A 14,430-nucleotide genomic window follows, 5' to 3' on the forward strand; every position below is an offset into this window, starting at 1 on the left:
CAGGTATTTGGTTGGCAGGAATGATGCCTCCGGTTAGCGAAAGGGTCCTCGATGTATCTGCGGCGCACTTTGCTTAGCTTTCTCGGCATGGCGCTTGCCATGCCAATGGCTGGCCGTGCGTTTGCGGAATCAAAACCGGCGTTGCGCGGGGCGCTCGATGCCTCCGGCGCCGCAGGAAACAGGTTGCAGGCCCTGATCAACGAGGCGGCGCGGAGCGACACGCCGCTTTATCTTCCGGCCGGGACCTATGAGGCCGCAAACCTCGTGCTGCCGGATAATACCCGTATCATCGGCGTTCCGGGCGCTTCGCGGATTTTGCATCGAGGCAGCGTCAATTCGGCGGAAGGCGCGCGGCGGATCGAGTTGTCCGGCGTCGTCATCGAGGGCCATGGCGCGATGATAGAGGAGAACAATGCCGGCCTCGTGCAGTTGACTGGCGTTGCCAAAGTGCAGATCGACAACTGCGAAATCCGCGGCAGTGACAAGCACGGCCTGCGCTTGGAGCGCTGCGGCGGCCAGATCGAACGCAGCCGCCTTTCGGGGGCGGCGCAGGCAGGCATCTTCGCGGTCGATTCCACCGGGCTTGCGATCACCGGAAACGCGGTTGCCGATTGCGGCAATGGCGGCATTCTCGTTCACCGCTGGGATAAGGGCGAGGACGGCACCGTCGTTACCGGCAACCGCGTTATCCGCATCCGGGCGGATGACGGCGGCACGGGACAGAACGGCAACGGCATCAACATCTTCCGCGCCGGCGGCGTGATGGTCGCCAACAACCATATTGCCGATTGCGCCTTTACGGCCGTTCGCGCCAATTCCGGCGACAACGTGCAGATCACCGGCAACCAATGCCTGCGCTCCGGCGAGACGGCGATCTATGCCGAATTCGATTTTCAGGGCGCCGTCATCTCCGGCAATCTCGTCGACGGAGCGGCGAACGGCATCTCGATCGCCAATTTCAACGAAGGCGGAAGGCTTGCGGCGATCACCGGCAATATCGTGCGGAACCTGAGGCGCGACGGCCCTTATAAAGCCGAGGTCGGCTTCGGCATCGGAATTGGCGCTGAAGCCGACACGGTCATATCCGGCAATGTCATCGAAGGCGCGCCGCTCTGGGCGATGCAGCTCGGCTGGGGGCCGTATCTGCGCAATCTCGTTGTCACCGGAAATGTCGTGCGCAAGGCGCCTGTCGGCTGCGCGGTTTCCGTAGCGGAGGGAGCGGGCGCGGCGCTGATTGCCGACAACATCTTCCAGGACATGACCGAGGGCGCGGTCTTCGGCTTCGAATGGGAGAAGAAAGTCTCCGGGGACCTCACGAAGACCGGGAGCGCGCGATACCCGCATCTCACCATCGAGCGGAACCGCAACAGCTAAGACGCATCAAAAGCTTTCATTGGTCCATCAGGATCAACCGCTTTCGCTTCGCCCGGCAGCGCTCTAATTTTGCGCATAACGTTCAAGGAGCAACAGACATGCTGACAATCTACGGCGTTTACCGCTCGCGCGCCGCGCGCGTCTACTGGATGGCAGGGGAGCTCGGTATTCCGTTCAAATCCGTGCCGGTGATCCAGGCGAGACGGCTTGCCAATCCCCTGGCGCCCGACGCGCCGCTCAACACGCTCTCGCCGGAATTCGTGACCGTCAACCCGATGGGGATGATCCCTTCGATCAAGGACGGCGACCTCGTGATGCATGAGTCATTGGCGATCAATCTCTACCTCGCCCGCAAACATGGTGGGCTGCTTTCCGGCCAAACCGTCGAGGAGGACGGTTTTTTGACGATGTGGACCATCTGGGCGCTGGCGGAACTGGAGCCGCATACGGTGAAGATCGTCTATATCTACGACGACGGGCACGAGAACACCGACGCAGGAAAGGCCACGATCGACGTCGCCTGCCGCTCCATGAAGCGCCCGCTCGCCGTCCTGGAAAGGCACCTCACCGACAAGGACTGGATCGTCGGCGACCGCTTTACGGCAGCCGATCTCAATGTTGCGGAAGTGCTACGGTACGGCCAGACGGAACAGGCGCTGTTCGAGGCGCATCCAAAGGTTAATGCCTGGCTGAAGCGCTGTCAGTCCCGCCCAGCTTATCTCGCCATGCAGGCGACGCGCTCGAAAGAGCCGGTCTGAACCAGATCGAGCCGGCTTAATCGCTCTATCCCGAGTGGTTGGATTTCCAATCGAGCCCAATGTCTAGCGTCGGCGCGCTGTGCGTCAGCCAGCCGACCGAGATCAGATCGACGCCGGACGCGGCGATTGCACCGGCGGTTTCCGGCGTGACCCGTCCCGAGGCTTCGGTGATCGCCCGCCCGGCGACGATTTCGACCGCCTCGCACAGCTCACGCGGCGCCATGTTGTCGAGCAGTACGGCGTCGACGCCGGCCTCCATCGCTTCACGCAACTGATCGAGCGTGTCGACTTCGACTTCGACCTTCACCATGTGGCCGGCGCCGGCCTTGGCCCGGCGGATGGCCTCGGCGACGCCGCCTGCAATTGCGACATGATTATCCTTGATCAGTACGGCATCGGCGAGCGCAAAGCGGTGGTTCACGCCGCCACCGGCGCGCACGGCGTATTTCTCCAGCGCGCGCAGCCCCGGTGTTGTCTTGCGGGTGCAGGCGACAGAGGCTTTCGTGTCCTCGATCGCGGCGACGATCCCGGCCGTCACCGTGGCGATGCCCGAAAGATGGCCGAGAAAGTTCAGCGCCGTCCGCTCGCCCGTCAAAATGGCGCGCGAGGGACCTTCGATCGTAGCGATGACCTCGCCGGGTTTCACCGCCGCGCCGTCCTCGACATGACGAGCCATGACGACCGCGGAATCGACAAGCTGGAAGGCAAGATCGGCTGCATCAAGCCCGGCGATCACGCCCTGCTGGCGAGCCATCATGACGACGGTGGAGCGATGATCGGCCGGAATGACGGCCGCCGAGGTGATATCACCGGCAAGACCGAGATCTTCCAACAGCGCGTTACGGACAAGCGGCTCGATCAGCAGCCGCGGCAAGGGAGTAAGCGTCATGTCAAGCGCTCCTGGCAAGGTGATTGGATGCGACGGCCCGCGCAAAATTCAAAACATGAGAGAAATTCATCTTTCGGCGTTTGGCATGCGCATGCTTGAGCGGGAAGTCGGTTCGTGCATGGGCGCCGCGCGATTCCGTCCGCAGCGCCGCGAAGGCGGCAATCAGCAGCGCGACGGTGGCGGGATCCGTCGCCGGCCCCTCCTCCTCGATGAAGGGCAAAAGAGCGCCGATCGCGCTGTGGATCGTGCCGCCGTGCCGCAGCACGCCGAGATGGGCGGAGACAATCCGCCGGATCGGCGATGCGTCGGGCCGCGGCGGCAGCGGTTCGATCACCGTTGGCCGCAGGGATGTCGCCGTGCCGGCGATATCCCCGGCCGAGCGCATGCCCATGACCGCGGCTTCGAGCAACGAATTGCTGGCAAGCCGATTGGCGCCGTGGAGGCCGGTCGAGGCCGCCTCGCCCGCAACCCAGAGGCCGGGAACGGAGCTGCGGCCGTTCTCATCCGTGGCCACGCCGCCCATGTGGTAGTGCACAGCCGGGGCGACAGGGATCAGCTGACGCGCCGGATCGATCCCCGCTTCGCGGCAGAGAGTATCGATCACCGGAAAGCGGCTTGCGAAGCGAGCGCCGAGCGCCTCTCGGGCATCGAGATAGACCTTGCCGCCACGCGCAATCTCGGCGCTGATCGCGCGCGCCACCACGTCGCGCGGCGCAAGTTCGGCAGCAGGCTCACCCGCCATGAAGCGCTCGCCGAGCTCGTTGATGAGCACAGCTCCCTCGCCGCGCACCGCCTCGCTGACGAGCGCCAGCGGCCGGCGCTTCGAGCGGAGCGCCGTCGGGTGAAATTGCACGAATTCCATATCCGCAAGCTCGGCCCCTGCCCTTGCCGCAAGCGCTATGCCCTGCCCGAAATTGCCGACGGGATTGGTGGTCGCCTCGTAAAGTCCGCCTACGCCGCCGGTAGCGAGCAAGACATGAGGCGTCGACACGATGAAAGCCTGTCCGCCGGACGCGCATAGGACGCCGCCGATCGCACTGTCTGCGAGAAGCAGGCGCCGGACCTCGAAATTGGCCAGTACGGTGATTGACGGCGTGGCCGAGACGGCCTGTACCAGCGCGCGGATGATGGCAGCACCCGAGCCGTCGCCTTCGGCATGGACGATGCGCGGACGGGAATGGGCGGCCTCCAGCCCGAGCGCAAGCCGACCTGCGGCATTCTTGTCAAAGCGGACGCCGTATTTCTCCAGCGCGGCGATCATCGCTGGCGCTTCGCTTACGATGCCGGCGGCAACCTCCGGATCACACAGGCCGTCACCGGCGGAAAGCGTATCGGCAAGATGCAGGACTGCGCTGTCACCGGCACCGATGCTTGCCGCGATGCCTCCCTGCGCCCAGGCACTCGAAGTTTGAGCGCCGAGCGCGGCTTGCGTGATCAGCACGACCGGCTGCGGCGAAAGCGCGAGCGCCGCCATCAGCCCGGCAATGCCGCTGCCGACGATGACAGGGCGGCCGGCAAGCTGCGTCAGGATTTCGGTCATATCGCCAGCATCCTTTCCACGGCCCGCCGCGCAGCGACGGCGATGGCCGGGTCGACGGTGACTTCGTGGCGGTTTTCTTCCAGCGCCGTGCGGATATTCGAAAGCGTGATCCGCTTCATGTGCGGGCAGAGATTGCAGGGGCGGATGAACTCGACGTCGGGGTAGTGGACAGCGACATTGTCGCTCATCGAACATTCGGTGAGCAGCACGACGCGCGCCGGGCGCTTCTTCCCAACATAATCGGACATGACGGCCGTGGAGCCGGCGAAATCCGCTTCGGCGACGACATCCGGCGGGCATTCGGGATGGGCGAGCACGGTGACGCCGGGATAGTTTTCGCGAAGCTGGCGGACGTCGTCGGCATTGAAGAGCTCGTGCACTTCGCAGTGGCCGTGCCAGGCGATGATCTCGACATCGGTCTCCTTCGCAACGTTGCGGGCGAGATATTCGTCCGGGATCATCAGCACGCGCGGCACGCCGAGCGATTCGACCACCTGCTTGGCATTGCCCGAGGTGCAGCAGATATCCGAAGCGGCTTTCACCGCCGCCGAGGTGTTCACATAGGTGATGACCGGGACACCGGGATGGGCCTGCCGCAACAGCGCGACATCCTCCGGCGTGATCGAATCGGCCAGCGAGCAGCCGGCGCCCATATCGGGAATGAGCACCGTCTTTCCGGGATTGAGGAGTTTTGCCGTCTCGGCCATGAAGTGGACGCCGGCAAGGACGATGACCTTGGCATCCACCTCGATCGCCTTGCGGGCCAGCGCCAGACTGTCGCCGACGATGTCGGCCACGCCGTGGAATATCTCCGGCGTCTGGTAGTTATGGGCGAGGATGACCGCGTTGCGGCGGCGCTTCAGATCGAGGATCGCTTCGACATCATCCTGGAAGCTCAGCCATTCCGCCTTGGGAATGACGCGGCTGACGCGGTCATAGAGAGAGGACGCGGACACGGGAGAATTCATGGCGAGCTCCTTTATACTCCAAATGAGTATATATAGGGCAAAGCTAATTATTCTCGATTTGAGTTTATGTCAAGCGCGGGAGAGTGGGAGTTTCGAGCCGGACAGCGCGCGCTCTTCGAGAACGGCATGCCGATAACGGAAGAGCTTTGCTGGGCGGCCGCCAGTTTCGCTCGCCATCTCGCCGGTTTCCTCGATCAGTTGCTGCTGGTCGATCAGCCGGCGGAAATTCGGCTTGTGGAGCGTCAGTCCCGCCAGTGCCTCGACGCTGCGCTGAAGCTGTAGCAGCGTGAAGCTCTCCGGCATGAGCTCGAAGACGACCGGGCGATATTTGATCTTCGCCCGAAGCCGGGCGATGCCGGTCGCGAGAATCCGCCTGTGATCGGCAAACATCCGGCGGCCCGGGTTTTCCGCTCCAGTTGCGCCTGCCTCCGCGACCAGGCCCGCCTCATACAAGAGCTCGTAGCGCTGCAGGGCAAGATCTTCGTTCCAAACCGCGCCATCCAGGCCGAAGGTGAAGGCGACCCGGCGCTTGCGGTGCTCCTGCCAGGCGGCATCGGCCGTTTCCCAGCGCCGCAGCCGGTCGACAAGCGCATCGAAGACCGGCGGCTTGCCTTTGCGGTGGTCTTCCCACGGAAAATACTCGTACCAGCTATGCCAGCCCGCACGCCCCGCACCCGGCGCCGGGTGCTCCCGCACGAGCCCCAGATAGCTGATCGAGATCGTTCGTCCGCCGAGGATCTCGTTCTGCCGGTCGCGATCGGCGAATGTATAAAGCTGCTCGAGATAGCCGACCGGATGCGCCGTCTGCTCCTGGATCCATTCCCGCAGGCCGCTCTGCAGCGTGCGGTGCCCCATCTCGAAGGAGCCGGAAGGCAGCGCCTCGCCGGTGCTGACCGTCATGACGCGCGGGTCGTCGCCGGTGACGGCGGCAAGGACTGCGATCAGTTCTGCGTGGGCGACGCCAATGGGCACGGGCGAAGATCATCCTCTGTCAGTGCAGTTGTCTGGACAGCTTTGCCACACATGTCAGGCAAAGCCAATGCAGGCGCGAGTACGCAATCCGGCCAGTCCAGCTTCAAGAAAAGAGCTTCACCGTTCCGGCCATCTCCTCGCGAATCCAGGCCTTGAAGTCCCTCACCTTCTTCGGCTCCCGCGCACCTTCGGCGGTCACGAAATAATGCCCGAAGCCGGTCTTCGCGCGGATGCCGAAGGGGACGGCGAGCTGGCCGGCCTGCAGCGAATAATCCGCGAGCGTCTGCCAGGCGAGCATGACGCCCTGCCCGGCGATGGCCGCGTCAAGACAGAGCGAAGCATCGTTGAAAACATGGCGCGTTGCCGGCGCCGAGCCCGAGAGGGCTGCCTCGCGCATCCAGACCTCCCAGCCGAACATGGCACGGCCATCGATGACAGCCGGCAGCTTCAGGATATCGGCCGGCGCCGTCAGATCGCGCGCCATCTGGGGCGCGCAGACCGGAAACACTTCCTGCTCCAGAAGCAGTTCAGCCTTGACGCCCGGCCACTCTCCCGCACCGACACGGATGCCGATATCGACATCAGAGGCCGAAAGGTTGATGAGGTTCGTGGTCGCATCGAGACGCAGCTTGATATCCGGGAAACGCGCCGCGAAGCGATCGAGCCGCCAGACGAGCCAGCGGGCAGCAAAAACCGGAGCGACGGAGATCGTCAGCACCGTATCGTCGCGGCGCTGTGCGATCAAGACGGCCTGCGACATGCGGGCAAGGCCTTCCGTCAGGGCGGCAAGCACGGGCGCGCCCGCTTCCGTTATCACCATGCCCTTCGGCGTCCGCTCGAAGATCAGCTGGTCGAGCTGTCCCTCCGCTTTGATGACCTGCTGGCTGACGGCGCCGACCGAGACGCCGAGCTCCTCGGCGGCAAGCTGCAGCGAGCCGAGACGCCCGACGGCTTCCAGCGCGCGCAGCCCGTTTAAATGCACCGAGTTGAGATTCCGCATATAGCTTTTCTATAATGCATCACTGGTAATCTCAATTGAAAAGGTTCCTCATGGCTCCGATATTGGGATCATCAACGATGATCGGAGCGCTTGCATCGGTGAGGCAGTTTCGCCGCGGCTCTGCGCATTTCCGAACCAGAGAAAGCGAGGCATACCATGTCATTGCTGAAGTTTTTCTTGAGCAACTCATGCGACGCGAAGGCTTCCGAGGGCGAGGACCCGCTGTCGCATCCGGAGATCGCCACGATGTCGCTGCGGCAACTGGCCGACCTGCCTTTCAACTTTCCGGCGCCGAAGCCGACGCGCTACGAAGTGCGGCCGCTTTCGAAATGAGTGTGATTTTCGTGGGAGCCTTTCCACGACGACGGTAATGGCTTGGCTCTACCAGTCCTCTTCCCCCTCATTCCTGTCCTTGCGACAGGAATGAGGGGGAAGAGAGGGCAGCGCAAAAATGCTACGCCGTGCTTGCCGCTCCCTTGCCCTTGCCTGCTATTGACGTGCCGAGGGTGCCTCCGCCTCGCCTGACTTGATGAAGAGGCAGCAAAACCCTCCCTCACCCCTTTTCAATCGTCAGCGCCCGCTGCACCGCCGGGCGGTCCATCATGCGGGCGTAGTGGGCGGTGGCTTTGGCGAAGCGCATGGGGTCGACGCCGTCGCCGCGCAGCCAGCCGGTCATGGTGAAGAGATAGGGATCGGCGACGGAATACTGCTCGCCCATAACCCAGGGACCCTCGAGCATCGTCTCCTCGATCAGCTCAAAGCTTTCCGCCATGGTCTGCGGCACCTTGGCCTGCATGGCCTCGTGCGCGGCGGGATCGTCGGCCCAGCGGGAGCCGCGCCGTTTGTGTGCATGGTTCACATGCACGGTCGAGCAGAGATAGTTGTTGAAGGCCTGCAGGCGGGCGAACTCGAAGGGGTCGTCGAGCGGCGCAAGCCTAGCCGCCGGGGCAGTCTGCGCGATGTAGGAGAGGATCGCCGGCGTTTCGGTGACGATGCCGCGATCCGTGACGAGCGCGGGCACCCGGCCCTTCGGGTTGATCTTCAGGTATTCCGGAGATCGCTGCTCATTGTCCTGGAAGCTGATCTTCCTTGCTTCAAAGGTAAGGCCGGATTCCTCCAGCGCGATAAGGCTTGCCAGCGCACAGGTGCTTGGCGCGAAATACAATGTCAGCATGATCGAGACTCCATTTCGGGAGGTTTATATAGCGCAGCCGTCACGCCGTGCCCATGGCGGAAATCGGGGCCGCTGCCAGCCCCGGCCCGATCATGCGGCTCACCCGCAGCCCGGCACGTCTTCCAGCTTGTACCAGACCGGAATGCCGCGCTCGCGGGCGATACGGACGTCGTTGTCGGCACCCTTGGAGTCCCCCGGCAGCCGCAGCACGCCCTCGCAAAGCTGCAAAAGGCGGTGGGCGACCGGGTGGAAGATTCCCTCGTAGAGATCGTCACCGATCGACTTGCCGCCGGCTGCATTCCAGACCGGCAGGGCCACCCATTCGCCGATCATCGGCACATGACCCGCCTTGAAGAGCGCGTAGGACGGCTCCTCCAGCCGCTTCAGGTTGGCCGCCATTTTTACCTGATCATCGCCGGTTCCGGACCTGTATGGCCCTGCAATCAAAATCAACATCGTCAGACTCCATAATCCCCGGCTTCATGCACGGGATTTCGCGATAATGCGCGAAATCGCTTGCATGTCGAGTCATTTCAGGCATTATCGTGATAATTCGTTTATTTTCGTGCAGAGCAGATGCTGACAACGCAACGCAAATCCCTGATCCTCGACATCCTGCGCCGTGACGGCCAGGTGATCGCCAAGCGCCTCGCCGAAGATTTCGCGCTGTCCGAAGACACGATCCGGCGCGACCTTCGGGAGATGGCGGCGGAAGGGTTGCTGAAGCGGGTGCATGGTGGCGCGATGCCGATTGCGCCCGACCTGCCGGATTTCTCGGCGCGGCGGAGCGTTTCGTCCGATGCCAAGCAGCGGCTCGGCGCCAAGGCGGCGCAAATGGTGAAGGCGGGGCAGATGATCTTTCTCGACGGCGGGACGACGACGGCGGAGATCGCCCGGCATCTGCCGCGCGGCATCTCCTTTACCGTCGCAACACACAGCCCGACGATCGCGGTAGAGCTGGAGCACCACCCGACCGCCGACATCATTCTCGTAGGCGGGCGGCTCTACAAGCACTCGATGGTGACAACCGGCGCTGCGGCCATGGCGGCGATCTCGCAGCTCAGGCCTGATATCTTCTTCCTCGGCGTGACCGCTGCCCATCCCGTGCACGGGCTATCGACCGGCGATTTCGAGGAGGCGGCGATCAAGCGGCATATCGCGCATTGTGCAGCCGAAACCCATGTGCTGCTGACCGAGGAGAAATTCGATCTCGTTTCGCCCTGCCCCGTGCTCGGTATTGCGCATGTTGCGGGACTGATCGTTTCGGCGGGAATGCCGGAAGAGCGGCTTGCGCCCTACCGGGCGCTCAATGCCGCGTTCCTCGAAGCATGAAGGGTGCCGTTAGCCGCGCGACCTCCCGCGGCGGGAGGCTTGCCAAAAGCGCCGCCACCAAGACCGCGAGCACGGCATAGGCCGGCAGCATGCTGCCGGTGCCGAGATCGAGGATTGCCGCGAGACGAGGCTGGAGCTCGGCAATCGCGGAAGCGATCCACGGCATGCCGAGCATGCGCGCCGGGAGGGCGCCGAAGCCTGCCGTTTCAGCGATTGCTGCAAGTACGCCGTAGCCCGCGGCAATCCAGATGACGGCCCGCAGCCAGGCCCATTGGCCAAAGGGAACAGTCTTCCCCTCTTCGAATGCGATGACGAGATAGCTGCAGAACACCGTAACGAAGAGGAAGGCCACCGGCAGACTTTCAAGAACCATTTCCGGCCGCAGCTGGCCGGTCCAGCCGCCCGCGAGAATTCCCGGGAAGGCCGCCGACGCCGAAAACCAGACGAGCACGACGGCTGCCCAGAGCCAGTTAACCGACAGGTAGCGCAGACGGGCGAATGTGCAGAGGACCATGATGGCGCCCGCAAGCCCGATGCCCGCAGGTTTTATCGCGCCGGACATGGTGATCACGATCGGGCCGCAGGAACCGGCGATCTCGGCGCAGCCGGAGATCGCGACGATCGCCCAGGTCACGTAATCGAAGCACATAGAAAAGAACAGGAAGATCGCGACGGCGATCAGCATCCACCAGAGATAGCGGCCTGCAAACATATTCTGCCCTCATGGCGCGGGTCGAACGCCGCACCATGGTAGGACAAATGCGCAGGCGCGCATCCATTCTCGCGGGACTTGGTTTAATGCATATTAGGAATTACTGATATCAACAGCGCCCTGTATCGTAACGGCACGTCCTAAGCGAGAAGCGCAGCCGTGACGCGAATGTCGCCGACATGGATGCCGTTCCAATTGTGCATCGGCTTGACGGCCATCGCCATCAGCTTCGCGTGAACCTCGCTGTGCTTTTCGAAGAACCGGGCAAGCGCTGCCGCCACCATGGCCTCGGCGGCGCGGGTCGTCCCGTCCTCACACTTCACGGCAATCGAGATGCCCTCGTCGGGAATTGCTGCGCAGAAGACGCCCTCGGCGCCGGTTTTGGCGAAAATCCGGCCCGGCGCGATCTGCATCAGCTCCGTGCAGGCGCGGCCCGTGCCGGCGACATAGAAGGGCTCTGCCATGCAGGCGTCGAAAAGACGGCGCGAGGCCTTGGCACGCAATGGCTCGAGGCCGACGCCGGTCGCCATCTTGGCAAAGCCATGCGCAAGGCCGCGCAGCGGCACGGCATAGGTCGGGATCGAGCAGCCGTCTGTGCCACAATTGTCGCGGCCGAGCACGGCGCCGGTGAGGCTCTCCATCGTCCCGCGTATCTCCTGCTGCAGCGGATGCTCGTAACCGGCATAGCCCTTCGGATCGATATCGCGATGGCAGCAGGCACAGACGAAGCCGGCATGCTTGCCGGAGCAATTGTTGTGCAGCGCCGTCGGTGCTGTGATCGCGCGCGCTTGGTGGATCAGCGTCTTCTGACTCGACGACCAGTGGGCGCCGCATTCCAGCGTTTCGACGCCGCGGCCGGTGCGCGCCAGCATGGCGGCGGCAAGGGCCACATGCTCGTCCTCGCCGTTATGCGAAGAGCAAGCGAGCGCGAGCTCCTTGTTGCCGAAACCATAGGCATCCGCAGCGCCGCTTTCGACCAGCGGCAGCGCCTGCATGGCCTTGCAGGAGGAACGCGGGAAAAAACCGGCGTCGACATCGCCGAGCCCGAACACCACCTTGCCATCGCCGTCGACGGCGACCACCGTGCCGCGATGGCGGCTTTCGACGAGCGAGCCGCGAGTGACTTCGACAGTGACGGGATTGGACATGAGCAGGAATCCGGATGATGGAGCGGGTGAGCCTTGATACTGGCTGCCGAGGCTTTTGCCAACCGCAAGCATTACGCCGATCGACCCTGCGAACACCTATCAAATGAATTGACTGCTCTCATCGTAAACTATCGTTTTTCGGGCAGGAACGTTGGCCTTAAAGGTGTGGCGCAGGGAGCCATGCCATGCCATCCGCCTTTTCGTCCATTCTCCACGATCATCGGGCTCGGCAGCTCGCTTATTTCGGTCACCTCCTTCGTCAGCAGCGGCGTAAGCGCGCTCATCTTCGCGGTGGGAACGACAATCACAGACTACTCGGGAGCGGCGGTGCTTGGAGCCGTGACCGGACTGTGCGCGATCGGCATGCTGCTCTTCCTTGATAGTAGCAAGCGACAGGTTCGCCAACTGGCTTAAAGCGGGCTGATCCGGTAGGCGCAGCGGCGAGCGCCGAGGAGAATATGCTCGGACCGCTCGACATTGGCACCGAGCACATTGCGGAAGGTCTCGATCTCGGAACGGCAGAAGCCGGCGCAGGCGCTCGCCGCGGCGCAGATAGGGCAGTGATTTTCGACCAGCATGAAGGAGCCGTCCTCTTCCATCCAGCTGTCGGCCATGTAACCTTCGCGGGTGCGGACCGCCGCAAGCTGACTGACGCGCAGAGCGAGATCGGAAGCCGAGACCTCCTCCCGGTAGCGCTTCATGGTTTCGGCTTCGCGGGCCGCGATGATGGTATCGAGCGCATTGCTGCCCAGCGTCTTGACCACGGTGCTCAGAAGGGTCGCGGTCAATTCCGCGTGGCCATCCGGAAAGGTCTGGTTGCCGGCGGGGGTCAGATGCCAGAGCTGGCCGGGCCGCCCCCTGCCCGCACCCGGCTCGGCCAGCGGCGCGACAAGACCATCGCCGGCAAGCTTAGTCAGCTGCTGGCGCGCCGCTTCCGACGAAATACCGAGCGCATCTCCGACCGACGCGGCGCGTTGCGGCCCATCGGTCTTCAGCAGAAGCAGGATACGGTTGGCAGGCGATTGACGCATTTATTTTTCCAAGTCGTCGCTTGCTTTAATGAGGCAGGCATGTAATTTTCCAACTTATAACTTGGAAAATAATGATCCGCTAGGGAAAACATCAAGGTAATTGTCATGGCCAGTGTCGATCAGGCCGCCGCGCCGCAATCATCCGTCTTCCAGCTTTTCACGCCGTCCTTACTGCCCGCCACGCTGATGCTCGGCGGCGGCGTGACGCTCTATGCGGTCGAGAGCTATATCACGGCCACCGTTGCGCCCTCGATTGTCCGCGACATCGGCGGACTGGCGCTGCTTGCCTGGGTGACGACGCTCTTCGTTGCCGCCGCCGTTCTCGGTTCGATCTTCGTCGCCATGCGACCGCGCGGCATGGGCTTGCGTGGCGCCTATGTCTGTGGCGCCCTGATTTTCGCAACAGGCAGCCTGCTCTGCGCTGCAGCACCTGTCATGGAAGCGGTGCTCGCCGGGCGCGCCATTCAGGGTTCGGTGCTGGCGTCCTCGCAGCGCTTGCCTACGCCTTCGTCCGCTTCGCCTATCCGGAGCCGCTGTGGTCGAAAGCCTCGACGCTTTATGCCGCGATCTGGGGTGTTGCGACCCTGCTGGGCCCCAGCGCAGGCGGCCTGTTTTCGCAAGGAAGCGCGTGGCGATACGCCTTCATCATCATCGTGCCGCTCAGCCTGCTGATGGCCGCTCTTGCGCCATGGCTGCTGCCGAAGGCGACAGATGACCGTGTGCACGGCAGGACGCCAATCCTGCAGATCTGCCTGCTGCTTGCCGCCGTGCTCCTCGTCAGCATCGCGGGAACCGTCGACCATACGGGAACGAAGGCTGCTCTGATCGGCCTCTCCGTCATCTCGATTTCGCTGATGCTGGTGATGGAACGGCGGGGCGGCAACCGGCTTCTGCCGACAGGCTCGGTCACGCTCGCCAAGCCGGTCGCGCGCGTCTATCTCACTATGTTCGTGCTGCTGTTCATCCTCGTCAGCGACATCTATATTCCCTATTTCCTGCAGGTTCTGCATGGGGTGACGCCGCTGATCTCCGGCTATCTCACGGCGCTTGTCGCTCTCGGCTGGACGATTGCCGCCTTCTTTAGCGGCTCCTTGACCGGCCGGCGTACCAGCAATGCGATCGTCGCCGGCTGTATCGTCGAAGCGCTGGCGACCGCCTCTCTCGCCATCTTCCTGGCACAGAACAACCAGATGGCAAGCCTTGCCATTCTCGGACCGGCGGCTGTCGCAATGCTGATGATGGGCTTCGGCGTCGGCCTCGGATGGGCGCATCTTGTCACAAAAGTGCTGCGCCTCGTCAGCAGCGCCGAACAGGATAAGGCATCCGCGGCGATCTCGACCGTGCAGTCGCTGGGCGGCGCCTTCGGGGCGGCGGTCGCGGGCGTCATTGCGAACGGCACGGGACTCGTCACACCGGGCGGCATCGCCGGCAGCATCTCGGCAGCCCAGTGGCTCTACACCGCCATGGCGCTGCCGGGCATCGTGACGATCGCGGCGGCACTGACACTGAAAGAAGGCCGAAATTGAAGAGAG

The 14,430-nt window shown here is 63.5% G+C and carries 15 protein-coding genes and 1 pseudogene; 6 read left to right on the forward strand and 10 right to left on the reverse strand.

Translation table 11 applies throughout. The annotated features are described in order from the left end of the window. The first annotated feature begins 51 nt into the window (after positions 1–51). Positions 52–1,374: a TIGR03808 family TAT-translocated repetitive protein gene (locus BN1800_RS12250; RefSeq protein WP_086997799.1), complete on the forward strand. Its 1,323-nt coding sequence runs from the start codon at positions 52–54 to the stop codon at positions 1,372–1,374. Positions 1,375–1,472: 98 nt separating this feature from the next. Further along, positions 1,473–2,132, forward strand: coding sequence for a glutathione S-transferase family protein (locus BN1800_RS12255; protein WP_086997804.1), 660 nt, complete (start codon positions 1,473–1,475; stop codon positions 2,130–2,132). Between the two features lie 25 nt (positions 2,133–2,157). Here the strand turns inward: BN1800_RS12255 and nadC are convergent, their stop codons facing one another. The 5 genes from nadC to BN1800_RS12280 form a co-directional block, all read right to left on the reverse strand. After that, positions 2,158–3,021, reverse strand: coding sequence for a carboxylating nicotinate-nucleotide diphosphorylase (gene nadC, locus BN1800_RS12260; RefSeq protein WP_037140660.1), 864 nt, complete (start codon positions 3,019–3,021; stop codon positions 2,158–2,160). 1 nt (position 3,022) lies between these two features. Continuing rightward, the gene (locus BN1800_RS12265; RefSeq protein WP_086997807.1) at positions 3,023–4,561 is read right to left on the reverse strand and encodes an L-aspartate oxidase; all 1,539 of its coding nucleotides are present in this window, start codon (positions 4,559–4,561) and stop codon (positions 3,023–3,025) included. After that, positions 4,558–5,529, reverse strand: a complete 972-nt coding sequence (gene nadA / locus BN1800_RS12270) for a quinolinate synthase NadA (RefSeq protein WP_086997810.1) — start codon at positions 5,527–5,529, stop codon at positions 4,558–4,560. The genes BN1800_RS12265 and nadA overlap by 4 nt, the downstream gene beginning before the upstream one ends. 69 nt (positions 5,530–5,598) lie before the next feature. Beyond that, positions 5,599–6,501 carry an NUDIX hydrolase gene (locus BN1800_RS12275; protein ID WP_027507641.1) on the reverse strand — a complete coding sequence of 301 codons (903 nt, stop codon included), beginning with the start codon at positions 6,499–6,501 and terminating at the stop codon, positions 5,599–5,601. A gap of 103 nt (positions 6,502–6,604) precedes the next feature. Continuing rightward, positions 6,605–7,501: a LysR substrate-binding domain-containing protein gene (locus BN1800_RS12280; protein WP_027507642.1), complete on the reverse strand. Its 897-nt coding sequence runs from the start codon at positions 7,499–7,501 to the stop codon at positions 6,605–6,607. Between the two features lie 177 nt (positions 7,502–7,678). Between BN1800_RS12280 and BN1800_RS41370 the strand changes: the two genes are divergently transcribed. Further along, complete coding sequence (locus BN1800_RS41370; protein ID WP_167333875.1) at positions 7,679–7,834, forward strand: hypothetical protein; 156 nt, start codon at positions 7,679–7,681, stop codon at positions 7,832–7,834. 220 nt (positions 7,835–8,054) lie between these two features. Here the strand turns inward: BN1800_RS41370 and BN1800_RS12285 are convergent, their stop codons facing one another. After that, entirely contained in the window at positions 8,055–8,675 is a 621-nt protein-coding gene (locus tag BN1800_RS12285; protein WP_027507643.1) for a glutathione S-transferase family protein, read from the reverse strand. 99 nt (positions 8,676–8,774) lie between these two features. Continuing rightward, entirely contained in the window at positions 8,775–9,131 is a 357-nt protein-coding gene (locus BN1800_RS12290; protein WP_027507644.1) for a hypothetical protein, read from the reverse strand. Between the two features lie 120 nt (positions 9,132–9,251). Between BN1800_RS12290 and BN1800_RS12295 the strand changes: the two genes are divergently transcribed. Next, on the forward strand, positions 9,252–10,007 hold the full coding sequence (locus tag BN1800_RS12295) for a DeoR/GlpR family DNA-binding transcription regulator (RefSeq protein ID WP_027507645.1): 756 nt from the start codon (positions 9,252–9,254) through the stop codon (positions 10,005–10,007). Here BN1800_RS12295 and BN1800_RS12300 read toward each other — a convergent pair. Then, entirely contained in the window at positions 9,982–10,719 is a 738-nt protein-coding gene (locus BN1800_RS12300) for a hypothetical protein (RefSeq protein WP_086997812.1), read from the reverse strand. The genes BN1800_RS12295 and BN1800_RS12300 overlap by 26 nt on opposite strands. Before the next feature lie 140 nt (positions 10,720–10,859). After that, entirely contained in the window at positions 10,860–11,867 is a 1,008-nt protein-coding gene (locus BN1800_RS12305; RefSeq protein ID WP_086998092.1) for an asparaginase, read from the reverse strand. Positions 11,868–11,900: 33 nt separating this feature from the next. Between BN1800_RS12305 and BN1800_RS40280 the strand changes: the two genes are divergently transcribed. Then, positions 11,901–12,281: a hypothetical protein gene (locus BN1800_RS40280; protein WP_143533962.1), complete on the forward strand. Its 381-nt coding sequence runs from the start codon at positions 11,901–11,903 to the stop codon at positions 12,279–12,281. On the opposite strand, the gene BN1800_RS12315 is transcribed toward BN1800_RS40280, so the two are convergent. Further along, complete coding sequence (locus BN1800_RS12315; protein WP_086997818.1) at positions 12,278–12,898, reverse strand: helix-turn-helix transcriptional regulator; 621 nt, start codon at positions 12,896–12,898, stop codon at positions 12,278–12,280. The genes BN1800_RS40280 and BN1800_RS12315 overlap by 4 nt on opposite strands. Positions 12,899–13,003: 105 nt before the next feature. Here BN1800_RS12315 and BN1800_RS12320 point away from each other — a divergent pair. After that, positions 13,004–14,424: pseudogene (locus tag BN1800_RS12320) on the forward strand (MFS transporter). The last annotated feature ends 6 nt before the right edge of the window (positions 14,425–14,430 follow it).

The sequence above is a fragment of the Rhizobium sullae genome (assembly GCF_900169785.1).
Lineage (GTDB): Bacteria > Pseudomonadota > Alphaproteobacteria > Rhizobiales > Rhizobiaceae > Rhizobium > Rhizobium sullae.

Bases quoted from the DNA above. Each gene is read 5' to 3' on its own strand.
- BN1800_RS12250 (WP_086997799.1), top strand. From the start codon at position 52: ATGTATCTGCGGCGCACTTTGCTTAGCTTTCTCGGCATGGCGCTTGCC.
- BN1800_RS12255 (WP_086997804.1), top strand. From the start codon at position 1,473: ATGCTGACAATCTACGGCGTTTACCGCTCGCGCGCCGCGCGCGTCTAC.
- nadC (WP_037140660.1), bottom strand. From the start codon at position 3,021: ATGACGCTTACTCCCTTGCCGCGGCTGCTGATCGAGCCGCTTGTCCGT.
- BN1800_RS12265 (WP_086997807.1), bottom strand. From the start codon at position 4,561: ATGACCGAAATCCTGACGCAGCTTGCCGGCCGCCCTGTCATCGTCGGC.
- nadA (WP_086997810.1), bottom strand. From the start codon at position 5,529: ATGAATTCTCCCGTGTCCGCGTCCTCTCTCTATGACCGCGTCAGCCGC.
- BN1800_RS12280 (WP_027507642.1), bottom strand. From the start codon at position 7,501: ATGCGGAATCTCAACTCGGTGCATTTAAACGGGCTGCGCGCGCTGGAA.
- BN1800_RS12285 (WP_027507643.1), bottom strand. From the start codon at position 8,675: ATGCTGACATTGTATTTCGCGCCAAGCACCTGTGCGCTGGCAAGCCTT.
- BN1800_RS12290 (WP_027507644.1), bottom strand. From the start codon at position 9,131: ATGTTGATTTTGATTGCAGGGCCATACAGGTCCGGAACCGGCGATGAT.
- BN1800_RS12295 (WP_027507645.1), top strand. From the start codon at position 9,252: ATGCTGACAACGCAACGCAAATCCCTGATCCTCGACATCCTGCGCCGT.
- BN1800_RS12300 (WP_086997812.1), bottom strand. From the start codon at position 10,719: ATGTTTGCAGGCCGCTATCTCTGGTGGATGCTGATCGCCGTCGCGATC.
- BN1800_RS12305 (WP_086998092.1), bottom strand. From the start codon at position 11,867: ATGTCCAATCCCGTCACTGTCGAAGTCACTCGCGGCTCGCTCGTCGAA.
- BN1800_RS12315 (WP_086997818.1), bottom strand. From the start codon at position 12,898: ATGCGTCAATCGCCTGCCAACCGTATCCTGCTTCTGCTGAAGACCGAT.